Source organism: Micrococcus sp. NPDC078436 (genome assembly GCF_040702705.1).
In the GTDB taxonomy this organism is placed as follows: Bacteria; Actinomycetota; Actinomycetes; order Actinomycetales; family Micrococcaceae; genus Micrococcus.
Genome location: NZ_JBFBLX010000003.1, coordinates 123,541 through 147,100 on the forward strand (window position 1 = coordinate 123,541; position 23,560 = coordinate 147,100).

Below are 23,560 nucleotides of genomic sequence, written 5' to 3' on the forward strand. Positions count from 1 at the left end.
CGGAGGGGAGAGGATCGGTCAGGTGAGCGAGTCCTCCCACGCCCCGTGGAGTGCCGCGAACCGGCCGCCCTGCGCCACGAGCTCCGCCGGGCTGCCGTCCTCGACGATGCGGCCGTCGTGCACCACGAGCACGCGGTCGGCGATCTCCACGGTGCTCAGCCGATGCGCGATGATCAGCGCCGTGCGGTTGCCCAGCAGCCGCTCGAGGCCGTCCTGCACGAGGCGCTCGCTCGGCAGGTCCAGCGAGGACGTCGCCTCGTCGAGGATCAGCACGGCCGGGTCCGCGAGGAACGCCCGCGCGAAGGACACCAGCTGCCGCTGCCCTGCGCTCAGCCGCCCCCCGCGCTTGGACACGTCGGTGTCGTACCCCTCGGGCAGCGCGAGGATGAACTCGTGCGCGCCCACGGCTCGCGCCGCCGCCTGGATCTCCGCCTCGGACGCCCCCGGTCGGCCCAGCGCGATGTTCTCCGCCACGGACCCGGAGAACAGGAACGCCTCCTGCGTCACCATCACCACGTTGCGCCGCAGGTCCCGGCTCGCCAGGTCCTTCAGCTCCACGCCGTCCAGGGTGAGCGAGCCGGACGTCAGGTCGTAGAACCGCGCGATCAGCTTCACCAGGGTGGACTTGCCCGCGCCGGTCTGCCCCACCACGGCCACGGTCTGCCCGGCCGGGATCGTCAGGTTGAACTCGGGCAGGATCACCTTCTCCGGCCCGTAGCCGAACACGGCGTCGCGGAACTCGATGCGCCCGGAGGCCACGCCCTCGCCGGGGCGCGTCGCCCCCGGCAGCAGCGCCGGCTGGGCGGCCTCGACGACGGCGGGCTCCTCCTCGAGCAGGCCCGAGACCTTCTCCAGCGCGGCGCCCGCGGACTGGAACGAGGAGTAGAACATGGCCACCATCTCCATGGGCTGGAACACGCGGCGCCCGGCGAGCAGCAGCGCCACGAGCACGCCCACCTCGAGGTCGCCGGCCAGCACGCGGAGGCCGCCGAACACCAGCAGCGCCACCACCGTGAGGTTGCCGGTCACCACGAGCACGGGCTGCAGCACGCCGAAGAGGTTCAGCGTCTCCACCATGTCGTCCCGGTAGGCGGTGGCCAGTCGGGTGTACTTCGCGTCGTTGGCCCGCTCGCGGCGGAACGCCTGCACAGCCCGGATGCCCGTCATGGTCTCCACGAAGTGCACGATGGACCGCGCGGAGGACACGCGGGAGCGGCGATAGGCCTCCTCGGAGCGCACCTGGTACCAGCGCACCGCGATCGCCACAGGCACGAACGCGATCAGCAGGACCAGGAACGACGGCGCGTCCAGCAACACGATCGACGCGGACGTGAACACCATGAACAGCACGCCCGAGACGAGCGAGGACACGCCCTGGTCCAGCAGCTCCCGGAGCGCCTCGAGGTCCGAGGTCTGCCGCGAGATCACCCGGCCGGAGGTGTAGGTCTCGTGGAAGCCGAGCGAGAGCCGCTGCGTGTGCTGGAACACCCGCACGCGCAGCGCCAGCAGCATGCGTTGGCTCGCCTTGGCCGTGAGCCACTGGTAGACGCCCAGCAGGACGCCCGCGGTCAGGCCCGTCAGGGCGTACACCCCGCCCACCAGGACGACGACGGGCCACGGGTCCGCGCCCGTGCGCACGGCCTCGACCACCTGGGGCAGGCCCCGGTCGATGGCCCACGCGATGATCAGCGGCACGGCCGCCCGCGCCGCGTTGGAGACGAGCACGAGCAGGGCGGTGAGCAGGAGCGTGCCCCGCACGGGCGCCGCGAGCTGGCGCAGCAGCGCCCACGAGCGGCGGCGGACGTGCCGACGCTCCTCGGGCGTGTACTCGAGGGACTCCTCCCCGCCCACGCCGACGACGCGCAGGGAGGCCGCCTGCGCCGGGTCCACCACGGTGAGCGTCGAGGTGTCGGGGCCCGTCACGCCGCGGTCGGCCGGGCGATCCGGTGCCGTGCCGGGCGCCTGCGCTCGGGGATCCTGCGGGTTCATCGGGCGTCCTCCGTGGTCGGGGCGGCGTGGGAACCGGCGGCGTCGGCATGGGAAGCGGCGTCCCCGGCGTCGGCGAGCCGCTCGAGGGTGCGGTCGGCCTGCGCGCCCGTGGTGATGATGTCGCGGTACGCGGCGGAGCGGGCGAGCAGCTCGGCGTGCGTGCCGACGTCGATGATCACCCCGTCCTCCAGCACCGCCACGCGGTCGGCGAGGGCGACCGTGGAGGGCCGGTGCGCCACGATCAGGGTCGTGGTCCCGGCGAGCACCTGCCGCAGCCGGGCGGTGACCGCCTCCTCGGTGCGCACGTCGAGCGCGGAGAGCGGGTCGTCGAGCACGAGGATGGCCGGCCGGGCTGCGATCGCGCGGGCCAGCGCGATGCGCTGGCGCTGGCCGCCCGAGAGGCTGAGCCCCTCCTCGCCGATCTCTGAGTCCACGCCCTCGGGCAGGTCCTTCGCGAACCCGGCCTGCGCGGTGTCCAGCGCGGTCTCCAGCAGCGCCTCGGCGGCGGGGGAGTCCAGGCCGTCGGCGATCGCCTCCGCGGGCGCGCCGAGCAGCACGTTCGCCCGGATCGTGTCGGAGAAGAGGGTGGCGTCCTCGAACGCGATGGACACGCGGCGCCGCAGCTCCTCGAGGGGATACTCCCGCACGTCGAGCCCGTCCACCTCGACGGCGCCGCCCGTGACGTCCTGCAGGCGCGGCACGAGCTGCACGAGGGTGGACTTGCCGGAGCCGGTCACGCCCACGAGCGCCATCGTCTCCCCGGGCACGAGCTCGAGGTCGACGTCGGCCAGCAGGGGCGCGGCGTCCGCGGGCGTGTCCGGGTAGGCGAAGCGCGCGTGCCGGAACGCGAGACGGCCCGACGACGGCGGCAGCCCGTCCAGCACCACGGCCGAGGTGGCCTCCGAGGAGGCGACGGCGCGCGAGGTGGCCTGCTCCTCGGCGGCGTCGGTGCCGGTCGGCGAGGCGATGGCGACGGGGGTGCGCATGACCTCGAGGTGCCGGTCGATGCCCGTCTTGGCGGCCAGGGTCATGCCCATGAGCTGGCCGATGCCCTCGATGGGCCGGGAGAGCACGGCCGTGGTGGCGAAGTACGCGGCCAGGGCGCCGACCGTGAGGTCGCCGACGGCCACGAGGTAGACGCCCAGGGCCAGCGCGACGCCGAGCACCACCTCGGGGAGGGCGACCACGAGGCCCGTGAACTGGGCGAGCACCGCGGCCTTGTGCACCTCGGTGCCCTGCAGGGTCTCCGCCTCCCCGCGGAAGCCCTCGAGCGCGTCGGGTCCGCGGCCGAACGCCTTGAGCACGCGGATGCCGTGCACGGACTCCTCCACCGTGGTGGCGAGGTCGCCCGCCTGGTCCTGGGAGAGGCGGGAGGCGGCGCGGAAGTCGTTGCGGAAGCGGAACGAGCGGATCATGATCGGCACGGCGGCCACGAGGTAGAGCAGGGCCAGCTGCCAGGACATGGTGAAGAGCAGCACGAGGCCCACCACGATGGTCACGCTCTCCACCACGAGCATCACGGACCCGAACGCGATCCAGCGGCGCAGCAGGGAGAGGTCCGCCTGGGCGCGCGAGAGCAGCTGGCCGGAGGGCCACGCGTCGTGGAAGCTCGCGGGCAGGCGCTGCAGCCGCCGGTAGATGCTGATCCGCGCCCGGTTCTCCACGTCCGCGGCGGGCGGCAGGATGAAGAAGCGGCGCAGCCAGATGAAGAACGCCTCTGCCAGGCCCAGGGCGCCCAGGGCGAGCGCCGCCCACCACACCCCGGCAGCGGGGTCCGCGGGACCCGGGACGCCGGGGGCCGAGTGCGCGAACACGGTGTTCACGAGCACGCGGATCACCTGGGGGATGGCCAGCGCCACGAGCCCCGCGGCGAGAGCGGCGAGGAGCCCGCCCACCCAGCGGCCGCGCACGCCCTCCAGGTACGGGGCGACCCCGTGCAGGGCGTCGCGCAGGGGGAGGGGCTCGGAGGAGGTGCGGGTCACACGCGCACTCTACCGGCGGCGGCGGACCTCACAGGGCGGGATCGCCCCAGGCAGGTGCGGTTCGGAGGGTCCCGCTCAGACCCGGGGCACGAGGTCCAGCACGACCGCCTCGGGCCGGCACGCGAACCGCACGGGTGCCGACGGCGCCGAGCCGAGCCCGGCGGACACCTCGAGGGGCACGGTGCGCCCCGCCGCGGTCCACGTGGACACGCCCGAGGCCTGGGAGCGGGGCAGGTCGCAGTTGGTCACGATCGCCCCGAAGCACGGGAGGCACACCTGCCCGCCGTGCGTGTGGCCGGCCAGCAGCAGGTCGGCACCGTCCGCCGTCATGGCGTCCAGCACCCGCCGGTACGGGGCGTGGGTGACGCCGAGGCGGAGGACGCCGTCGTCGGGACGGGCCGCCGCACCGGCCGGCGCCGCGGCCTCCTCCGGGAAGCCCGGCCACGCGTCGAGGCCGAGGTGCGGGTCGTCCGTGCCGGCGGCCGCGATGCGCGTCGGCACGCCACCCTCGGAGCCCAGCTCGAGCACGGCCCCCCGGTTGGTCAGGTCCGCCCACCCGGCGGCACGGAAGGCGCCGAACAGCTCGCCGTGCGGCAGCTCGGCCCGCCCGGCCTCCATCCGGGAGGGCCCCCGGAGGTAGCGCAGCGGATTGGCCGGCTTGGGCGCGTAGTAGTCGTTGGACCCGGGGACGAACACGCCGGGCATGTCCAGCAGCGGGCCCAGCGCGTCGAGGACGAGCGGCACGGAGGCCGCCGCGGAGATGGTGTCCCCCGTGTTCACCACGAGGTCCGGCTCCAGGTCCACGAGCCCGCGCAGCCACGCGAGCTTCGCGCGGTGCCGGGGGAGCAGGTGGATGTCGGAGAGGTGCAGCACGCGCATCGGCCGCGCCCCCGCGGGCAGGACCGCGAGCGTGTGCGTCCGCACCACCCGGGCCTCGGCCTCGGCGAGGCCCCAGGCCAGGCCGAGGGCCGCCGTCGTGCCCGCGCCGACGGCGACCCGCGCGCCGGTGCGCACGAGCCGCCGTCCACGGCCCCGGGTGAGGTCCACGGTGCTCATTCCGGGACGTTCTCGGGGTCCGCGCCGCCACGCTGGATGTCCTCCACGAAGAAGTCCATGCCGTCCGGGTGCGGACCTTCCTCGCTGGGGTCCTCGGACTGCGGTCCGGAGTACTCGGGGAGCTCTCCCGGGGGGTAGATCTCCTTCGCGCGCTGGTTGAACTCGAGCCAGGACGGGCCGTTGAAGGTGGTGCCATAGAAGACGTCGCGCTTCTGGCCGCGGACGGTCTCGCCGATCATCGACTTCAGGTTGGTGTACCGGCCGGACCACACGGCCGTCGCCAGCTCGGTGGTGTAGCCCACGAACCACGTGGAGGAGTTGTTGTTGTTGGTGCCGGACTTGCCGGCGAACTCGTAGCCCGCGCCGTCCGGGGCCAGGTTGTAGCCGGCGTGGTGGCGCAGAACGGGGGTCAGCTCGGCCACGTGCTCGGGGGCGACGACCTGGGTGCAGGTCGGCTCGCCCACGTCGTACTGGTTGCCGGTGGTGTCCGTGACCTCGAGGATCGCGCGCGGCTCGCAGTACAGGCCGTTCGCGGCGAGGGCCGCGTAGGCCCCGGCGAGGGAGAGCGGTGCCACGGAGTCCGAGCCCAGTAGGAAGGTGGGCTCGTCCGGCTGCAGCGGGGAGCCGTCGATCGCCCGGCGGATGCCCAGCTGGGTCGTGAGGTTCGTGATGTCGCAGAGGTCCATCTGGTAGGCCGTGGCCACGGTCGGCGTGTTGACGGACCAGAAGATGCCCTCGTCGATGCGGTCCCGCTTCACGAGGCCGTCCACCACGTTGTTGATGTTCCAGTCGGTGCCGATGCTGACGTACCCGCCGGGCCGGCACGAGGCCTGGAAGCGGGTCCCCGCGGGGTAGAGGTTCCGCGAGGCGTCCACGGTGTCCACCAGGTGGTTGCCGTTGCGCAGCCACGCGAGCGCCACGAAGGGCTTCAGGGTGGAGCCGGCCTGGAAGCCGGCGCCGCCGCCCCATTCGCGCTCCGCGTTGAGGTTCAGCGTGGTCCGGCCCAGCTCGTCCTTGATGGCGTATTCGGTGTTCTGCGCCATCGTGCGGATGTTGCCCGTGCCCGGCTCGAGGGACACGAGGGCCTGGCCGGCGCCGTAGGCCTCGTCGTTCGGGATGGCGCGGCGCGTGATGTCCTCGGCGGACTTCTGCAGCTCGGTGTTCAGGGTGGTGCGGATGGTCAGGCCGCCGCGGTCCAGGAGGGCGCGGCGGGAGAGCACGTCGGGTCCGAAGGTGGGATCGGCCAGGACCTGGCGCTCCACGTAGTCGCAGAAGTAGGCGCCGAACTCGGCGTTGAGGCAGCCGGACGGCACGCCCTTCATCACGACCTCGAGGGGCTGGGCGAGGGCGTGCTGCAGCTCCTCCTCGCTCAGGTAGCCGTTGTTGCGCATGGCGCGCAGCACGGTGTCCCGGCGGTTCGTGGTGCCCTCGGGGTTGCGGGAAGGGTTGTAGCCGGTGGGGGACTGGACCATGCCGGCCAGGGTGGCGGCCTCCCAGCTCTCCAGCTCGGCGGCGGGCTTGCCGAAGACGTACTGCGACGCGGCCTCCACGCCGTAGGCGCGGCCCTGGAAGAGCGTGATGTTGAGGTAGCCCTCGAGGATCTGCTCCTTGGACATCTGCTTCTCCGCGGCCACCGCGAGCTTGATCTCCTTGACCTTGTCCGACACGTTCTTGTTGCCGGAGATGGTCAGGCGGGAGTCGCCGCGGATCTGCTGGGAGTTGATCAGCAGCTGGTTGACGTACTGCTGGGTCAGCGTGGAGGCTCCCTGGGTGGAGTCCGAGGTGGCGTTGTGCACGGCCGCGCGGACCAGGCCGCGGGCGTCCACGCCCTCGTGCTGGAAGAAGCGGGCGTCCTCGATGGCCACGATCGCGTGCTCCATGTGGTCCGAGACCTGGTCCAGGGTGACCGGCGTGCGGTTCTCCGCATAAAATGTGGCCAGCACCTGGCCGTCCTCCGAGACGATCGTGGAGGGGACCGAGACGGGCTCCGTGGGCAGCTCGTCCGGCATCCGGTCCAGCATGTCCTGCCCCACGCCCGCGCCCGCGCCCGCGAGGCTCACGGCCGGCAGCATCAGCCCCGCCACGAGCAGCCCCGCCAGAGCGGAGAGCCCCAGGTACGCCAGCATCCGTCCGAGGACGCTGGAGCGAGCGGGGAGGGGGGACTTGCGGGACGCCATGGCGGGAAGTGTATCCCGCGTGGCTGGGCCGCCCTGCGGGCGGGACGCGTGCTCGCTACGCTGGTCCCATGACCCAGCACACGCGGTGGGAGTACTCCACCATCCCCCTCCTCATCCACGCGACCAAGCAGATCCTCGACCAGTGGGGTGAGGACGGCTGGGAGCTCGTGGCCGTGATCCCCGGCCCCGAGGGCGCCAACCCCGTGGCCTATCTCAAGCGCCCCAAGGCCGCGTGAGCCCGATGACCGAGCCCGACCGCCCCTCCTGGGGCTCCGGGACCGCGGCGGACCGGCTCGCCGCGCTGGGCCTCGCCCGGCCCGCCGTCGCCGCCCCCGTGGGCTCCTACGTCCCCGCCGTGCGGGACGGGGACCTCGTCCTCACCTCCGGCCAGCTGCCCTTCGTGGACGGCGCCCTGCCGGCCACCGGCAAGGTCGGCGCGGAGGTGGACCCGCAGCGGGCCGCCGAGCTGGCCCGCGTCGCCGCGGTGAACGCCGTGGCGGCCGTGCATGAGGTGGTCGGCGACCTCGAGCGCGTCGTCCAGGTGGTCAAGGTGGTCGGCTTCGTGGCCTCCGCCCCCGACTTCACCGGTCAGCCCGGCGTGATCAACGGCGCCTCGGACGTGCTCGCCGAGATCTTCGGCGACGCGGGCCGCCATGCCCGCTCCGCCGTCGGCGTGGCCGTGCTGCCCCTGGACGCGCCCGTGGAGGTCGAGATCACTGTCCGCGTCCGCTGACGCCGCCGCGCGGCGGGTCCCCGTCCCGGATCAGGACGTGGACCTCACCCGCCAGTGGCTCGCCCAGCGATTCCGGCAGGTGCGCCCCGCCCGTCCGGCGTCCGCCGTCGTGATGGTGCGCGAGGGGACGGACGGGCCCGAGGTGCTGCTGCGCCACCGGACGGGGAACACTCCCCTCGGGCGGGTGGGCCTTCCCGGGGGCTCGCTCTCCACCTCGGACGCGGAGACGTGCCGGTGGTTCGGGCCCGAGCCCGCGCGCTGGTCCGCGTGCCTCGGCATCCCGGATCGGCGCCGCGCCCGCCAGCACGTGGTGGCCGCGGTCCGCGAGCTCTTCGAGGAGACCGGCGTCCTGTTGGCGGGGCGCTCGGACGGGGACATCGTGCTCCAGCCCCGTGGCCGCTCCTGGGGCGGGACACGGGCCTCCCTCGAGCAGGGGGAGGCGGGACTGCCCTCGCTCCTGGACTCCCGCGGTCTGGGACTGCGCGCCGACCTGCTGCGCCCGCTCGAGCGCTGGCAGTCCGCCCTCCACAGCCACCGGCGCTTCGACACGGTGGTGTTCGCCGCGGCCCTGCCGCCGCAGCAGACCGCGTCGGAGGCGGCCGCCGGCGCGAGCGAGCGGGGCTGGTGCTCCGCGCGACGGATCCTCGAGGGGCCCGTGGCCCTGCCCGGTCCGGAGGGCTGGCTCGGCGAGGCGGGCACGGTGCGCCTCGACCAGGTCTCCACGCCCATGACCCAGGCGCTGCTGCGGCGTGTGGCCGCCCACCGCACGGCCGCCGCCTTCCTGCTCTCCCTCACGGAAGGGGTGGGGCGGGGCGCCATCCCGCAGCGCACCGTGGTCACCGAGCCCGACGACGGCAGCGGCCGCCTGTGGATGCACGCCGAGGAGACCGGGCGGCACTGAGCACACACGAGGGGGCCCGCCTTTCGGCGGGCCCCCTCGTGTGTGCGGTGCGGGTCAGCGCGAACGCTGGCGCAGGCGCTGCAGGTCCAGGATCACGACGGCGCGGTTCTCGAGGCGGATCCAGCCGCGCTGCACGAACTCGGCGAGCGCCTTGTTCACGGTCTCGCGAGAGGCGCCCACCAGCTGGGCCAGCTCCTCCTGCGTGAGGTCGTGGGCCACGAGGAGCCCGTCCGCCGCGGGGCGGCCGAAGCGGTCCGCCAGGTCCAGGAGCGCCTTCGCGACGCGGCCCGGAACGTCGGAGAAGACCAGGTCCGCGAGGGACTCGTTGGTCTTGGACAGGCGCTGGGCGAGGGCCTGGAGCAGCTGGAGGGAGACCTCGGGGGAGGACGCGATCGCGCGGCGCAGGTTCTCGTGGCGCAGGCCCGCGAGGCGGGCGGCCGAGACCGCGGTGGCGGTGGCGCTGCGCGGCGCGGGGTTGAACAGGGCCATCTCGCCGAAGATCTCACCGGGGCCGAGCACGGCCACGAGGTTCTCGCGCCCGTCTGGAGCCGTCCGGCCGAGCTTCACCTTGCCGGACATGATCACGTACAGCTGGTCGCCCTGATCGCCCTCATGGAACGCGGACGAGCCGCGCGAGAGCTCCACCTCGGTCAGCTCGGAGGTCAGGATGGCGAACACCTCGTCGTCCAGGTGAGTGAACAGCGGGGCCTTCCGCAGAACCTCGAGATCCATGTGCGTCCTTCCTCTGCCTGTCTCACCCCGACGGCGTGCCGCCGAAGTCTGTCCGGTCCATTGTGCCCCATGCCCCTCGAGGCTGCCGATACCCTGGAGTCCCCCACGGCGCCTGCCGACGCGGACGCTCCGCGCGGGGAGAGGATGAGGAGTGGACACGGGATGATCTTCGGCCTGACCTGGTTGGACGCGGTGCTGCTCGTGCTCCTGGTCATGTTCTTCGTGCAGGGCCATCGCCGTGGCCTCGGCGTCGTGCTGGGCAACCTGGCGGGGTTCATCGCGGGCGCGCTCATCGCCTTCCTCGCCGTGCCCGTCGTCTCCCAGTGGGCCACCGGCACGGGCTGGCGGTGGGTGCTCACCCTGGTCACGGTGGTGGCCCTCGTCGCCTCGGGCCAGTACGTCGGCGCGGCGATCGGCGCGCAGCTGCGCCTGCGCATCGGTCCGCCCGTGCTGCGCCGCGTGGACCGGCTCCTCGGCGCGCTGGCGTCGGTGCTCGTGGCCGCGCTCGTGATGGGCCTCCTCTCCTTCTCCCTCGGTGCCCTGGGCAACACCGCGGTCACCCGTGAGGTCGCCCGGTCCCGCGTGCTCACCACGGTGGACGCCGCCATGCCCGACGCTGTTCTCTCGTGGGCGGCCCGCGCCCGCGCCGCGGTCGCCGGCCTCGACGGCCTCCCCGAGGTGGAGCTGCCCGCACCCGCCGAGGACGCCGACGCGCCCGACCTGCCGCCCGTGACCGCGGCGCTCGGCTCCGGCGCCACGGGGTCCGGCGGCCCCGACGCCGCTGCCGTTCCCGGCTCCTCGGCCGCGGCCCCCGGTGGTGAGCCGTCCGGCGGCGCGGCCCCTGCGGACACCCCGGGCGCGGCCCGGCCCGGCGAGGCCGGCACCCCCGGCGACGCGGGCACCCCGGGCGAGCCGGGGTCGGCCACGTCGCCGACGTCTGCCGACGACTCGGCGGGAGCGGGGCCCACACCGCTCCCCCGCACCCCCGCGCAGGGGGAGCCCGGCGCGTCCCAGCCCGGCGCGCCCGAGCCGGCCGCCGCACCGTCGCGCTCCCAGCCGGACGCGCCCGCAGACCCGGCCACCTCCGCGCCCGCACCGGCCGCCGCGGCGTCGAGCCCGACGACGGCGGCTGCCCGCCCGTCCGGACCGGCCGCCGCACCGCAGCCGGCGCCGGCCGCGGACGTGTCCCGCTCCGTGGTCCGCCTGACCGGCACCGCCACGGCCTGCGCGCAGGTCCAGAGCGGCTCCGGAGTGGCGATCGCCCCGGACCGCGTGCTCACCAACGCCCACGTGGTGGCCGGCGTCCCCGCGCCCACCGTGCTCGACCGCGACCGCGGGGTGTACGCGGCACGCGTCGTCCTCCTGGACACGGCCCGGGACCTCGCGGTGCTCGCCGTCGACGGGGCGCAGCTGCCCGTGGCGCGTCTGGGTGCGGAGCTGGGCGTGGGCGACACGGCCACGGCCATGGGCTACCCGGACAGCGGCCCGTTCGCCACCACCGCCGCCCGCGTGCAGGCCGTGGGCGAGGTCCCGCTCGAGGCCGTGGGCGGCGGCGCCGTCTCCGCGGTGGACGTCTACACCCTCGAGGCGGACATCCGCCACGGATACTCCGGCGGGCCCGTGGTGGCGGAGGACGGCACGCTCGCCGGCCTCGTGTTCGCCCGCGCGCCGGGGCCGGGTCAGATCGGCTACGCCCTCACGGCGGACGCGATCGCCCGGACGGTGGCCGTCGCGCCCAGCCTGAGCTCCACCGTCTCCGCGGGGCAGTGCGTCGTGGGGGGCTGACCCGTACCCCCGCCGCGTCTGCATCCTGGACGCGGGTTCCCACGCATCGGACGATGTCGTATTGTGTGGTCGATCACATCTGCACCCCGTCCTTCCCCGGAGGTCCCCCATGTCCACATCCGTCTCCGCCACGGACGCCGCACCGCGGCAGTCCCGTGAGGAGTTCACCGGCCGCTGGGCCTTCATCCTCGCGGCAATCGGCTCGGCGGTCGGCCTCGGCAACATCTGGCGCTTCCCCTACGTGGCGTACGAGAACGGCGGCGGCGCCTTCGTCGTCCCCTACCTCATCGCGCTCCTCACCGCTGGCATCCCGCTGCTGTTCTTCGACTACGCGATCGGCCACCGCTTCCGGGGCTCGGCGCCCCTGGCCTTCCGCCGGCTGAACCGCTGGGCCGAGGCCATCGGCTGGTGGCAGGTGCTCATCTGTGTGGTCATCGGCATCTACTACGCGGCCATCATCGCGTGGTCCATCCGCTACACGGGCTTCTCCCTCACCCAGGCGTGGGGCGACGACCCCGAGGGCTTCTTCAACGGGACCTACCTCCAGGTGGCCGACGCCCCGCAGCCCTCGTTCGACATCGTGCCCGGCGTGTTCTGGCCGATGCTCGCGGTGTGGGTCATCCTCATCCTCGTGATGGGCTTCGGCATCCGCCGCGGCGTCGCGCTGGCCTCCATGATCGGCATTCCGCTGCTCATCGTCATGTTCCTCGTGCTGGTCGTCATCGCCCTCACCCTGCCGGGCGCCACGCAGGGCCTCGACGCCCTCTTCACCCCGAACTGGGCGGCCCTGGCCGAGCCGGGCGTGTGGATCGCGGCCTACGGGCAGATCTTCTTCTCCCTCTCCGTGGGCTTCGGCATCATGATCACCTACGCGTCCTACCTGAAGAAGCGCACGAACCTGACGGGCTCCGGCCTCGTGGTCGGCCTGTCCAACTCGGGCTTCGAGATCCTCGCCGGCATCGGCGTGTTCTCGGCTCTGGGCTTCATGGCGCAGGCCTCCGGCGTGCGCGTGGACGAGGTGGTGGCCAGCGGAATCGGCCTGGCCTTCGTCGCGTTCCCCACGCTGATCTCCCAGGCCCCCATGGGCCCCGTCGTGGGCATCCTCTTCTTCGGCTCCCTCGTGATCGCGGGGTTCACCTCGCTCATCTCCATCCTCGAGGTCGTGGTCTCGGCGGTGAAGGACAAGCTGGGCTGGGGCCGCTGGACCACCGTGCTGGTGGTGGTCGGCCTCTCGGCCGTCGTGTCCCTCGCACTGTTCTCCACCACCACGGGCCTCTACATGCTGGACACCATGGACGCCTTCGCCAACAACTTCGGCATCGTGGGCGCCGCCCTCATGTCGGTGCTCGTGGTGACGGCCGTCCTCGGCTCGGCGCGCCGGATCGTGGCCCACCTCAACGCGGTCTCCTCGTTCCGTGTGGGCGGGATCTTCACGCTGCTGATCGGCGTGGTCATGCCCCTGGTGCTCTCCTACATCTGGCTCTCCTGGATCATGGAGACCATCCGGGACGGCTACGGCGACTACCCGGGCGACTTCCTCGGCCAGTACGGCTGGGGCCTGGCCCTCGGCTCGGTGGCCTTCGCGGTGCTGCTGTCCCTGATCCCGTGGTCCAAGAAGTCGAACCTCTATGAAGAGCCCGTGGAGAACGAGATCCACGGCGACCTCATCCCGACCCACGCGGTCCCGGCCGGCACCACGCCCACCGGCGCCATCCCCGTGGTCCGCACGGACACGACGGACCCATCCGTCGACGCGGCGGCCCGGGCCGTCCGGAAGGAGCACTGAGCCATGAGCACCGCCGCCATCATGATGATGACCCTCGCGATCGTCCTGGTCTGGGGAGGTCTGGTCGTCGCGATGATCCACCTCGTGCGGCACCCGGACGAGACCTCCGGCCACCTTCCGGACGAGGCCTGGGACGCAGCCGACGAGGAGGCGTTCGGAGCCCCGGTGGACGACGACGCCCCCGCTCACCGCGTCTGATGCACGCCGGATGACCTCGCGCACCCCTGCGCACCGCGAGGGCGGGGAGGCTGCCACGGCGGCCTCCCCGCCCTCGCGTGTCGCCGCGCCGTCCCTGCCGTGTCTGTCGGTCGACCGCTCGGCCCCGCATCCCGCCTCGGCGCAGCTCGTGGACGCCGTCGTGGACGCCGTGGCCCGCGGTCTCCTCGCCCGCGGCGACCGCCTCCCGCCCGTGCGCACGCTGGCTGGGGAGCTCGGGCTCGCCCCGGGCACCGCGGCCAAGGCCTACAAGGAGCTCGAGGTTCGCGGGGCCGTGGAGACCCGCGGTCGCGCGGGCACGTTCGTCGCGGCGTCCGCGGAGGGGTGCAGGGAGGAGGCCCGACAGGCAGCACGCCGCTTCGTGGACGAGGTCGTCGGCCGCCTCGGCTTCACGCCCGCCGACGCCGTGGAGCAGGTCCGCCTGGCCGCCGCCGCCCGGGGCTGAGGCGCCGCGGCGTCGCGACCCTGACCACGCACCAGACCTGAGCGCCACGACGAACGAGCCCTGCGACGTGGTGCCCATCCGCTCCGGATGGGCGCCACGTCGCAGGGCTCGTCTGTGCTCCGCAGGTCAGGCGCGGTCGCCCAGGGTCTCCACGATGCGGTCCATGACGGTCGGATCCGCCAGGGTGGTGGCGTCGCCGGGGGTGCGGCCCTCAGCGACGTCCTTGAGGAGGCGGCGCATGATCTTCCCCGAGCGGGTCTTGGGCAGCTCCGGCACCACGAGGATGCGCTTCGGCTTGGCGATGGGGCCGATGTCGTGCCCCACGTGGGCGCGCAGCGCCTGCTCGACCTCGGCAGGGTCCAGGCCCCGGGCGGAGGCCTCCTCGGTGAGGAGGACGAAGGCGACGACGGACTGACCCGTCGTCTCGTCCGCGGCGCCGACCACGGCGGACTCCGCCACGAGCTCGTGCGCCACGAGGGAGGACTCGATCTCCTGGGTGGACAGGCGGTGGCCGGAGACGTTCATGACGTCGTCCACGCGGCCGAGCAGCCAGATGTCGCCGTCCTCGTCGTAGCGGGCGCCGTCGCCGGCGAAGTACATGCCGGGGAAGCGGGACCAGTAGGTCTCCTTGAAGCGCTCCGGATCGCCCCAGATGCCCCGCAGCATGGACGGCCACGGCTCGCGCGCCACGAGGAAGCCCGCGGCGGTGCCCTCGAGGGGCTCGCCCGCCTCGTCCACCACGGTCAGCACGACGCCGGGCACGGGCTGCTGCGCCGAGCCGGGCTTGAGCGTGGTGACGCCGGGCAGCGGGGTGAGCATGTGCGCGCCGGTCTCGGTCTGCCACCAGGTGTCCACGATCGGGCAGCGCGAGCCGCCGATGACCTCGTGGAACCAGCGCCACGCCTCGGGGTTGATGGCCTCGCCCACGGTGCCCAGCAGGCGCAGGGAGGAGAGGTCGTGGCCGTCCGGGATCTGGCGGCCCCACTTCATGAAGGTGCGCACCGCGGTCGGCGCGGTGTAGAGGATGGTGACGTCGTACTTCTCGACGATCTCCCACCACCGGCCCTGGTGCGGGGAGTCCGGGGTGCCCTCGTAGATCACCTGGGTGGCGCCGTTCACGAGCGGCGCGTAGGCGACGTAGGAGTGGCCGGTGACCCAGCCGACGTCGGCGGTGCACCAGTAGACGTCCGTCTCCGGCTTGAGGTCGAAGGTGTCGTGCATCGTCACGGCGCCCTGGACGAGGTAGCCGCCCGTGGTGTGGAGGATCCCCTTGGGCTTCCCGGTGGTGCCGGAGGTGTAGAGGATGAAGAGCGGGTGCTCGGCGTCGTGCCACACGAGCTCGTGCTCGTCGGAGGCGGTGGGGACCACGTCGTGCCACCAGTGGTCGCGGCCCTCCGCCATGGGCACCTCAGCCTCGTTGCGGCGCACGACGACGACGTTCTGCACGGTGTGGCCGGGGGCTGAGAGCGCCTCGTCCACGGCGGGCTTGAGCATGGAGGGCTTGCCGCGGCGGAAGGAGCCGTCGGCGGTGACGACGAGCTTCGCCTCGGCGTCGTCCACGCGGGAGCGCAGGGCGTCGGCGGAGAAGCCGCCGAACACCACGGAGTGCACGGCGCCGATGCGCGCGCACGCGAGCATCGTGATGACGGCCTCGGGGATCATGGGCAGGTAGACGGCCACGCGGTCGCCCTTGGCGACGCCCAGCGACTCGAACGCGTTAGCGGCCCGCCGCACCTCGGCGGCCAGCTCGGCGTACGTGTAGGTGCGGGTGTCGCCCGGCTCGCCCTCGAAGTGGATGGCCACACGCTCGCCGCGGCCGGCCTCCACGTGGCGGTCCAGTGCGTTGTAGGCGGCGTTGGTGGTGCCGTCGGCGAACCACTTCGCGAACGGGGCGTCGGAGAAGTCCAGGACCTCGGTGAAGTCCTCCTCCCAGTGCAGGGCCTCGCGGGCGCGGCGGGCCCAGTAGGCCAGGCGGTCCTCGGAGGCCTCGGCGTACAGGTCCGCCGTGGCGACGGCCTGGGCGGCGAACTCCGGTGGTGGGGGGAACGTGGGGATCTGCTCATCCATCGGGGGTGTCCTTTCGGGGCGGGGCGCGCCGGGATCTGGGGGTGGCCGGCAGGGCCGGTCGCCGGTGTGACGCGTGGCACAGGTCTGTCGGGATCAGCATGACGCGCGGGGCCGGAGGCGGCAAATCACCGCCGTTCGTGTTGCTCCCCACGGCGAGCGGCCGCCGGATGCGTTCGCGCCCGCCACCGCGGCACGGGAGAATCGGTCCATGACTCGGGAGCAGTGGGACGTGGTGGTGGCCGGCGGCGGAGCCGTGGGACGAGCTGCCCGACGCCGAGGAGGCGGAGCAGGGGGGCCGCGGCCTCACGACGCCCTGCTGCGCGACGCGGGCGCCGAGTGGGCGGACTCCCCGCAGGGCTCCTTCACGGCCGTGGCGGGGCGGCGGTCGGCGTGAGCGCGCACGGGACGACGACGCCGACGGGGGAGAGTCCGCTGGCCCTGACGCGCCGGGCGCGGCGGATCGACCGCGCGCTCGCGGAGGCGTACCCGTACGCGGTGGCCGAGCTGGACTTCGAGAACCCCTTCGAGCTGCTCGTGGCCACTGTGCTCTCGGCCCAGACGACGGACGTGCGGGTGAACTCCGTGACCCCCGCGCTGTTCGCGCGCTTCCCCGACGCGGCGGCCATGGCCGCGGCCACGGAGGTGGAGCTGCAGGAGCTCGTGCGCCCCACGGGCTTCTACAAGAACAAGGCGTCGGCGATCCTGCGGCTCTCCGTCGAGCTCGTGGAGCGCTTCGACGGGGAGGTCCCCGGCCGCCTCGAGGATCTCGTGACCCTCCCGGGGGTGGGTCGCAAGACGGCGTTCGTGGTGCTGGGCAACGCGTTCGGCCGCCCCGGAATCACCGTGGACACGCACTTCGGGCGCCTGGCGCGCCGGCTCGGCTTCACGGAGGAGACCGACCCGGTGAAGGTGGAGCACGCCGTCGCCGCCCTGTTCCCGCCGCGGGACTGGACCATGCTCTCCCACCACCTCATCTTCCACGGCCGCCGCGTGTGCCACGCGCGGAAGCCGGCGTGCGGGGCCTGCCCGATCGCCCGGTGGTGCCCCAGCTGCGGTGCGGGCGAGACCGACCCCGAGAGGGCGCGGTCCCTGCTGGCCTACGAGCTCAAGCCCGGCCGGGAGGAGCTGCTCGCACTCATGCGCGCGGGGCGGACGCGCCGCGAGCTCCGGGCCCTGGGGCATTCCCTCGTGGCATGAGCGGTCCGGACCAGGTCCTGACCGGGTCCTGATCGGGGCGGGGCCGGCACGCAGCGCGGCACCCCGCCGACGGACGGGGCCGATGCCTCGGATGCGGCGCCTCACGGGGGTTCCAGCCCCCGGTGGGCGGCGGCACGGACGGCCGCGGTCAGTCGCAGCAGGCGCGGTGAGGGCAGGGTGGCGGCCTGCCAGTGCAGGGGCAGGAGGACGTCGTCGACCCCCGGCAGGCGGACGAGGCCGCCGTCGCGCAGGCCCTCGCGAGCCTGATGGTCCACGAGCATGCCCCAGCCCAGGCCGGCCTCCACGCAGCGCTGGAAGGCGTCGAAGGACGGGGCGGTGTGGGTCGGCGGGGCCGTGGCGACTCCGGCGGAGCGCAGCACGATGCCCTGGAGGTCGTCCTTCACGTTGAACCGCATCATCGGCATGGCCGCGAGGTCGACGGCGCCGGCCCGCCGGTGCCGCTCGAGCAGGGCGGGCGCGGCCACGGGGACGTACCGCATGTGGCCGAGCGGCTCCGCCTCGCAGCCCGGCACGGGGACCGGCTCGGTGGTGACGGCGGCCAGCACCTCGCCCCGCCGCAGCAGCTGCGCACTGTGGTCCTGGTCCTCCACGTGCAGGTCCAGCACGGTGTCATGCCAGGCGGCGGCGTTCCGCACCACGGGCTGGAACCACGTGCCCAGGGCGTCCGCGGGCACGGCGAGCGCGGTGACGCTGCGTCCGGACGCCTGCCGGCCGAGACGTGCCCAGGCCTCCTCCTCGAGGACCTGCACGTGCCGGGCCATGCGCACCAGGGCCGTGCCGGCATCGGTCGGCACGCAGGGGCTGCCTCGCCGGACCACCACCTGGCCGACGGTGCGCTCGAGCGCGCGAATCCGCTGGCTCACGGCGGACGCGCTGACGCCCAGCGTGTGGGCCGCCCCTTCGAACGAGCCCTCGTCGACGATGGCCAGCAGGGCGCGCAGCTGCTCGAGATTCATGAAGCAGAGCTTAGGCAATCGCAGGATGATGCGTTTGTCTCAGATTCGAGACCGCCCTAGCGTCAGGCTCATGTGGAACCTCGCCGTGACGGGCCTGCTCACCGGACTCGCCCTCATCGTGGCGATCGGCGCCCAGAACGCCCTCGTCCTGCGCCAGGGCGTTCGCCGTGAGCACGTGGGCCCCGTCGTCGCGGTGTGCGCGGCATCGGACGCCGTGCTGATCATGGGAGGCACGGCCGGCGTCGGCGCGCTGGTGACCGCGGTGCCGTGGCTGCTGGAGGTGCTGCGCTGGGGCGGTGCGCTGTACCTGCTGTGGTTCGCGGCCACCTCCCTGCGATCCGCGCTGCGACCGCAGGCCCTCGAGTCGGCCGCGGCGCCGCGGACGGCCGGCTCGGTGCTGGGGACCACGCTCGCCCTGACGTGGCTGAACCCGCACGTGTACCTGGACACCGTGGTGCTGCTCGGCAGCCTCGCCAACCAGCACGGCCCGGACGGACGCTGGGTGTTCGCCGCCGGCGCCGTGCTCGCCTCCGTGCTGTGGTTCTCCGGGCTGGGGTTCGGGGCGGGGCTCCTGGCCCGCCCGCTCGCCTCGCCGAGCGCGTGGCGCGTCCTGGACGTGCTCATCGCCGCGGTCATGGCGGTGCTCGCCGTGCGGCTGATGCTCAGCTGAGCCGGCGGCTCAGCCCTCGGCCAGTCGGGCGGCGACGTCCTCCACGGTGTTCCGCGCCCACACGCCGACGCCCACGAGCGTGGCCGAGGCCGGCCCGCACCAGTCGCCGTAGCCGAGCAGGTACAGGCCGGGGACGTCGGTGCTCGCGGTCGGCAGGTCGCTCCGGGTGCGGGGCACGCCGGCGCCGGTCGTGCTCAGGTCCAGCTGCCGCAGGTGGCGCAGCTCCGCGTGGAAGCCGGTGCTCCACACCATCGCGTCGAACGTGCGATCCGTGCCCCGCACCTCCGCGGCGGCCGCCGAGTCCGCCGCCCAGCCGTGCTCGAGGCCGGCGTCGTCGTCCCAGGCCGCGCCGCGCCGGGTGAGCCGGGAGACCATGGGGACCGCATGCAGCCCGCGCTCGTCGCGGGCCCGGCGCACGGGCGGGACGGCCACGATGTCCCCGAGCTCGCCGACCGACGGGCCGTCCCGGCCGAGCACCCGCGCCGAGGCGGCCTGGAACAGCACGCGGCCGTCGACGTCGTCCGGCATGAAGCGCGGCGGGCGCCGACACGCCCACGTGACCTCCGCGGCGTGGTCGAGCAGGTCCGCGGCCACCTGGGGGCCGGAGTTGCCCCCGCCCACCACGAGCACCCGCTGGTCGGTGAAGTCCTCCGGACGGCGGTAGGCCGCGGAGTGCAGCCGGCGTCCCGCGAACTCCGCGGCCCCGGGGACCGCGGGCAGGTACGGGCGGGTGAACGTGCCGGTCGCGGAGACCACGGCCCGGGCGGTGAGGCGGGAGCCGTCCTCGAGGAGGAGGGTGAACGGCGGCTCCTCCTCCGCCGAGGCGTCCCGGGTGACGGTGCTGACGCGCGCGGTGCGGCGGACGGGCAGGGAGTAGCGCTCCTCGTAGTCGGCGAGGTAGTCGACGACGTGGAGCGCGTCGGGGTTGCCGGACTCCGTGGCCGCGGCGTCCGGCAGGGCCGGCATGCGGTGGCCGGGCAGGGAGGAGTGCTCCGCGGGGGAGAAGAGCTCGAGCGAGTCCCAGAAGTGGCGCCACGCGCCGCCGGGCTCCCCTGCCGCGTCCAGGATCACGAACGAGGGCGCGGGCCCCGCAGCGCGGCCGCGCTCGACGTCCCGCGCGAGCCGCTGGAGGTGGAATCCGGCGGCGAGGCCGGCCTGGCCGCCGCCGATCACAGCGACGTCGACGGCGGTCGGGGCCGCCGTCGTGGGTGCGGGGTGTGAGGCGCTCATGGCTCTGAGGCTACCGAGCCCCGCCCGCGGCCGGCGTCTCACGCACCGGGCCGTGGGTAGCGTGGGGGACATGACCGAGCCCGCCGCGCACCCTGCGTCCGCCCCCGCCCTCCCCGGCTCGATCGCGGGGGCCCGCGACCAGCTGACCGCCCTCACGGCCCGGTGGGGCGTGGCCGAGGTCCCCGGCCGCCACGACGCCGCCGCGCTCACCGCGGTCCCGGACGGCGCCGCCTCTGCGTGGGGCCTGGACTGGCCCCGCCCGGTGCAGGCGCGCCCCTCGGCAGTGCTCATCCTCGTCGGCGCACTCGACGACGTCCCGGCGGTCCACGACGCCGGCCGCGTCCACCCCGCCGTGGACGTCCTGCTCACGCAGCGCGCGTCCACCCTGCGCCAGCACGCGGGGCAGATCGCCTTCCCCGGCGGACGCGTGGACCCCGAGGACGCGGACGTGGTGGCCACGGCCCTGCGCGAGGCCCGTGAGGAGACGGGGCTGGATCCGGACGGCGTCGAGGTGCTGGGCGTCCTGCCCCCGGTGCCCCTGATCGTGTCCGGCCACGTGGTGCACCCCGTGATCGGGTGGTGGTGCCGCCCGGGTCGCGTGGCCGTGGTGGACGAGGCCGAGGCCGCCGCCGTGTTCCGCCTGCCCGTGGCCGACCTCGTGGCCCCGCAGAACCGGTGCCGGGTGGCGCGGCCCGGCGGCCACCGCGGCGAGACTCCCGGCTTCCTCGTGGGGGAGCGGCTCGTGTGGGGGTTCACGGCGGCACTGCTGGACCGGCTGCTGGACCTGCTCGACTGGTCCGTGCCCTGGGACCGGAGCCGCGTGATCGACGCCGAGACGTGGGAGCCGGTCAGCGACTGACGGGGCAGGGGCGCTGACGCGATCCCACGGCTGAAGGGGGCCGGGCGGTGGCGGCACGGTGCCGCCGGAGACCTCTGAGGCCCGGCGGCTCCTGCACAGGCGGCGCCCGGGGCTCGCGTGTCCCCGCAATCGGACACGGACGGGCCGGGCCCCGTGCGCGGCGGCTGGACTGGGCGGAGGCCGGAGGCCGGCGGCCGTCGACGTCGGCGCCGGACCCGCCGTCCCGCTGGAGGTCCGCCATGCGTCCCTGGGTGCCCGATGCCCCACCCCGTCCCCGCCGTGCCCGCCCGTCCGTCCGGTCCGGCCTTCACCCACCGCGGCCAGGGCATCCGCCGCCGGCCGCCGCCCCGCTGGCCGCGGCCTCCCCGCCGCCGGCCGCGGCGTCCCCGGGGCCGGACGACGCCGCCGCGCTGCGCCGCAGGATCGCCGAGCAGTGCGCCGAGGGGGATCCCGCGACCGAGGCGGACCTGCGTCCGCTGATCGAGCGGGTGCTCGCGGACGCCGAGGCGCAGCGGCGCGCGGATGCCATGCGTCCCGCACCGTGGTGGCGGCGGATCGGCCGCGGCGCCCCCGATCCGGATCGGCCGTGGACCCCGCCGGCCCCCGCCGTGCGGGAGGCTCAGGCCCGCGCCCTCGAGGAGGAGCTCGCCGGCTTCGGCCCGCTCGCCCCCTGGGTGGGCGTCGAGGGCGTCACGGACGTCCTCGTGGACGGCGGCGGTGCCGTGTGGACCGACGGGGCGGGCGGGCTGATCCGGCGCCCGGCGCGCCTGGACCCGGAGGCGTCCCACGCGCTCGCGGTCCGGCTGCTGGGGCAGGCGGGCCGGCGCCTCGACGGGGCCGTCCCGATGGCCGACGCCCGGGTGGGCGGGGTCCGCGTGCACGCCGTGCTGCCGCCCGTCAGCGGTGGCGGCACGGTGCTGAGCCTGCGCGTGCCCGCACGGCGTGCCCGCTCGCTCGCGGAGCTCGCCGAGTCCTGGCCCGACGGCGGCCTCTGGGCCGAGGCGGTGCAGTGGCTGGTGCTGCACCGGGCCACCGTGCTCATCAGCGGCGCGACCGGCACGGGCAAGACCACGCTGCTCTCGGCGGCCCTCTCCGAGGTGTCCGCGCACGAGCGCATCATCACCGTGGAGGACACCCTCGAGGCCGCGCCGGAGCACCCGCACGTGGTGGCGCTGCAGTGCCGCGCCGCGAACGAGGAGGGGGCGGGGGAGGTGGCCCTCCCCGAGCTCATCCGCCACGCGCTGCGCATGCGCCCGGACCGGCTCGTGGTGGGGGAGTGCCGCGGCGCCGAGGTGACCGACGTCCTCACTGCGCTGAACACGGGCCACCAGGGTGCCTGGGGGACCTTGCACGCCAACGCCGCGGCGGACGTGCCCGCCCGCCTCACCGCGATGGCCTCCCTCGCCGGGTGGAGCCCGGCCGCCGTCGACGCCCAGGCCCGGGCCGGGGTGGACGCCGTGCTCCACGTGGTCCGGGACGTGCACGGCCGGCACCCCGTGGAGCTCGCCGTCCCCGCGGACGCCCCGGGGCCGCTCGCCCTGGTCCCCGCGCTCACCTGGGAGGACGGCATCGCTGACGACGGCGGCGGCGCCGCGGGACGCACGGTCGAGGGCCCGGGGCTCGAGCTGCTGCGCGCCCGCCTCGAGGGCCGGCACACGTGCTGAGGATCCCCGGACCGCTGTGCCGGCCTCGGGCTGATCCGGAGAAGGAGACCGAGGAGCTCGTGGCCGTCCTGCGCCGCTGGTCCGCGCTGCTGCGGGCCGGACTCCCGGCGGACCGCGCCTGGGCGGAGGTCGCCCGGACCGTGCCCGCCTGCGCGCGGCCCCGCCCGGGCTGCTGCCTCCACCACCGCGTCCGCCGGCGGGCCGCGCGCGAGCGGCTCGGACTGGACGCTGAGGGCCCCTGCTCCGACGTGGGCGGCAGCGCCGGCCGTGCGGGGCGACGTCCGTGGCGGCGGCTGCCCGGGCGCGCGGCGCCGCCGGACCCGGGCTGGGAGCTGGTGGACACCGCCCTCACGGCCGGGCGGCGTGCGGGGGCCGCGCCCGCCGCGATCGCCGCGCGCCTGGCGGACACCCTGGAGGCCGCCGTCGACGCGGCCCGCGCCCGCCGCAGCGCCGCGGCGGGGCCCCGCGCGACCGCCCGGCTGCTGCAGTGGCTGCCCATGGGCGGCCTCGGGATGGCGTGGCTGCTGGGCACGTCGCCGGCAGATCTGCTGACCTCGCCCTTCGGGTGGATCATCGGCGTGCTGGGGCTGCTGTTCACGCTTGCCGGCCAGGCGTGGACGCGTCTGCTCGTCGCCCGGGCGACCCGGCCGACCGGGTCGATCGAGCCCGCCGTCGTCCTGGACCTCGTGGCCCCGCTCCTCGCGGCGGGCCGCTCGCTCACCGCGGCCCTCGACGACCTCGCCCGTGCGCTGCCGGACGCGCACGCCCTGCGCGCCGTGACGGCCCTGCTGCGCTGGGGCCGCCCGTGGGAGGAGGCGTGGGAGCCCGTGGCGCAGGATCCGCTGTGGACGGAGGTGGCGGCCTGGCTGCGTCCCCTGCACCGCAGCGGCATGGCTGGAGCCCGTGCGCTGACGGAGACGGCCGCCGCGGTGCGCCAGCAGTCGCGGCGCGCGGACGAGCGGGCCGCGGAGGAGCTCGCCGTGCGGCTCGTGGTGCCGCTGAGCCTGTGCCTGCTGCCGGCGTTCGTGTGCTGGGGCGTGATCCCCATGGTGATCGCCCTGCTCACGGCGGGCCCGTGACGCGCGGGCGCCTGA

The 23,560-nt window shown here is 74.8% G+C and carries 21 protein-coding genes; 13 read left to right on the top strand and 8 right to left on the bottom strand.

Going from position 1 to position 23,560, the window contains the following annotated elements; all coding sequences use genetic code 11:
• Nucleotides 1-18 precede the first annotated feature (18 nt).
• The 4 genes from AB0302_RS03160 to AB0302_RS03175 form a co-directional block, all read right to left on the bottom strand.
• On the bottom strand, nt 19-1,989 hold the full coding sequence (locus AB0302_RS03160; RefSeq protein ID WP_298712589.1) for an ABC transporter ATP-binding protein: 1,971 nt from the start codon (nt 1,987-1,989) through the stop codon (nt 19-21).
• On the bottom strand, nt 1,986-3,971 hold the full coding sequence (locus AB0302_RS03165) for an ABC transporter ATP-binding protein (protein ID WP_366370504.1): 1,986 nt from the start codon (nt 3,969-3,971) through the stop codon (nt 1,986-1,988). The genes AB0302_RS03160 and AB0302_RS03165 overlap by 4 nt, the downstream gene beginning before the upstream one ends.
• 75 nt (nt 3,972-4,046) lie before the next feature.
• Nucleotides 4,047-5,027: a metallophosphoesterase gene (locus AB0302_RS03170; protein WP_366370505.1), complete on the bottom strand. Its 981-nt coding sequence runs from the start codon at nt 5,025-5,027 to the stop codon at nt 4,047-4,049.
• Nucleotides 5,024-7,204: a transglycosylase domain-containing protein gene (locus tag AB0302_RS03175; RefSeq protein WP_366370506.1), complete on the bottom strand. Its 2,181-nt coding sequence runs from the start codon at nt 7,202-7,204 to the stop codon at nt 5,024-5,026. The genes AB0302_RS03170 and AB0302_RS03175 overlap by 4 nt, the downstream gene beginning before the upstream one ends.
• Before the next feature lie 68 nt (nt 7,205-7,272).
• Between AB0302_RS03175 and AB0302_RS03180 the strand changes: the two genes are divergently transcribed.
• The 3 genes from AB0302_RS03180 to AB0302_RS03190 are packed head-to-tail and all read left to right on the top strand — an operon-like array spanning nt 7,273 to nt 8,838.
• Nucleotides 7,273-7,440 carry a DUF4177 domain-containing protein gene (locus AB0302_RS03180; RefSeq protein ID WP_248117929.1) on the top strand — a complete coding sequence of 56 codons (168 nt, stop codon included), beginning with the start codon at nt 7,273-7,275 and terminating at the stop codon, nt 7,438-7,440.
• Nucleotides 7,441-7,445: 5 nt separating this feature from the next.
• Nucleotides 7,446-7,937, top strand: coding sequence for a RidA family protein (locus AB0302_RS03185; RefSeq protein WP_248117932.1), 492 nt, complete (start codon nt 7,446-7,448; stop codon nt 7,935-7,937).
• 37 nt (nt 7,938-7,974) lie between these two features.
• Entirely contained in the window at nt 7,975-8,838 is an 864-nt protein-coding gene (locus AB0302_RS03190) for an NUDIX hydrolase (RefSeq protein ID WP_298712600.1), read from the top strand.
• A 54-nt stretch (nt 8,839-8,892) separates the two neighbouring features.
• Here AB0302_RS03190 and AB0302_RS03195 read toward each other — a convergent pair whose 3' ends face one another.
• Nucleotides 8,893-9,570 carry a Crp/Fnr family transcriptional regulator gene (locus AB0302_RS03195; RefSeq protein WP_248117936.1) on the bottom strand — a complete coding sequence of 226 codons (678 nt, stop codon included), beginning with the start codon at nt 9,568-9,570 and terminating at the stop codon, nt 8,893-8,895.
• 162 nt (nt 9,571-9,732) lie between these two features.
• Here AB0302_RS03195 and AB0302_RS03200 point away from each other — a divergent pair, with 162 nt between their 5' ends.
• The 4 genes from AB0302_RS03200 (at nt 9,733) to AB0302_RS03215 (ending at nt 13,802) form a co-directional block, all read left to right on the top strand.
• Nucleotides 9,733-11,355 (top strand): CvpA family protein, encoded by a 1,623-nt coding sequence (locus AB0302_RS03200; RefSeq protein ID WP_366370507.1) that lies wholly within the window; start codon nt 9,733-9,735, stop codon nt 11,353-11,355.
• A 109-nt stretch (nt 11,356-11,464) separates the two neighbouring features.
• On the top strand, nt 11,465-13,141 hold the full coding sequence (locus AB0302_RS03205) for a sodium-dependent transporter (protein WP_366370508.1): 1,677 nt from the start codon (nt 11,465-11,467) through the stop codon (nt 13,139-13,141).
• A 3-nt stretch (nt 13,142-13,144) separates the two neighbouring features.
• Nucleotides 13,145-13,339 (top strand): methionine/alanine import family NSS transporter small subunit, encoded by a 195-nt coding sequence (locus AB0302_RS03210; RefSeq protein ID WP_248117941.1) that lies wholly within the window; start codon nt 13,145-13,147, stop codon nt 13,337-13,339.
• A 10-nt stretch (nt 13,340-13,349) separates the two neighbouring features.
• Complete coding sequence (locus AB0302_RS03215) at nt 13,350-13,802, top strand: GntR family transcriptional regulator (RefSeq protein ID WP_366370509.1); 453 nt, start codon at nt 13,350-13,352, stop codon at nt 13,800-13,802.
• 126 nt (nt 13,803-13,928) lie between these two features.
• Here AB0302_RS03215 and acs read toward each other — a convergent pair whose 3' ends face one another.
• Nucleotides 13,929-15,869 carry an acetate--CoA ligase gene (acs, locus tag AB0302_RS03220; protein WP_366370510.1) on the bottom strand — a complete coding sequence of 647 codons (1,941 nt, stop codon included), beginning with the start codon at nt 15,867-15,869 and terminating at the stop codon, nt 13,929-13,931.
• 208 nt (nt 15,870-16,077) lie between these two features.
• On the opposite strand from acs, the gene AB0302_RS03225 reads away from it, so the two are divergent.
• Nucleotides 16,078-16,263: a hypothetical protein gene (locus AB0302_RS03225; RefSeq protein ID WP_248117953.1), complete on the top strand. Its 186-nt coding sequence runs from the start codon at nt 16,078-16,080 to the stop codon at nt 16,261-16,263.
• A complete protein-coding gene (gene nth, locus AB0302_RS03230; RefSeq protein ID WP_366370511.1) occupies nt 16,260-17,066 on the top strand; it encodes an endonuclease III in 807 nt (268 codons plus the stop codon). Before AB0302_RS03225 ends, nth begins: the two co-directional genes overlap by 4 nt.
• Nucleotides 17,067-17,167: 101 nt before the next feature.
• Here the strand turns inward: nth and AB0302_RS03235 are convergent, their stop codons facing one another.
• Complete coding sequence (locus AB0302_RS03235; RefSeq protein ID WP_366370512.1) at nt 17,168-18,043, bottom strand: ArgP/LysG family DNA-binding transcriptional regulator; 876 nt, start codon at nt 18,041-18,043, stop codon at nt 17,168-17,170.
• Nucleotides 18,044-18,113: 70 nt separating this feature from the next.
• On the opposite strand from AB0302_RS03235, the gene AB0302_RS03240 reads away from it, so the two are divergent.
• Nucleotides 18,114-18,713 carry a LysE/ArgO family amino acid transporter gene (locus AB0302_RS03240; RefSeq protein WP_366370513.1) on the top strand — a complete coding sequence of 200 codons (600 nt, stop codon included), beginning with the start codon at nt 18,114-18,116 and terminating at the stop codon, nt 18,711-18,713.
• A 9-nt stretch (nt 18,714-18,722) separates the two neighbouring features.
• Here the strand turns inward: AB0302_RS03240 and AB0302_RS03245 are convergent, their stop codons facing one another.
• Nucleotides 18,723-19,943 carry an NAD(P)-binding domain-containing protein gene (locus AB0302_RS03245; protein ID WP_366370514.1) on the bottom strand — a complete coding sequence of 407 codons (1,221 nt, stop codon included), beginning with the start codon at nt 19,941-19,943 and terminating at the stop codon, nt 18,723-18,725.
• 70 nt (nt 19,944-20,013) lie between these two features.
• On the opposite strand from AB0302_RS03245, the gene AB0302_RS03250 reads away from it, so the two are divergent.
• From AB0302_RS03250 to AB0302_RS03260, 3 genes are all read left to right on the top strand, one after another.
• The gene (locus tag AB0302_RS03250) at nt 20,014-20,802 is read left to right on the top strand and encodes a CoA pyrophosphatase (RefSeq protein WP_366370515.1); all 789 of its coding nucleotides are present in this window, start codon (nt 20,014-20,016) and stop codon (nt 20,800-20,802) included.
• Nucleotides 20,803-21,041: 239 nt separating this feature from the next.
• A complete protein-coding gene (locus AB0302_RS03255; protein ID WP_319073848.1) occupies nt 21,042-22,466 on the top strand; it encodes an ATPase, T2SS/T4P/T4SS family in 1,425 nt (474 codons plus the stop codon).
• Nucleotides 22,460-23,545, top strand: a complete 1,086-nt coding sequence (locus AB0302_RS03260; protein WP_319073850.1) for a type II secretion system F family protein — start codon at nt 22,460-22,462, stop codon at nt 23,543-23,545. The genes AB0302_RS03255 and AB0302_RS03260 overlap by 7 nt, the downstream gene beginning before the upstream one ends.
• The last annotated feature ends 15 nt before the right edge of the window (nt 23,546-23,560 follow it).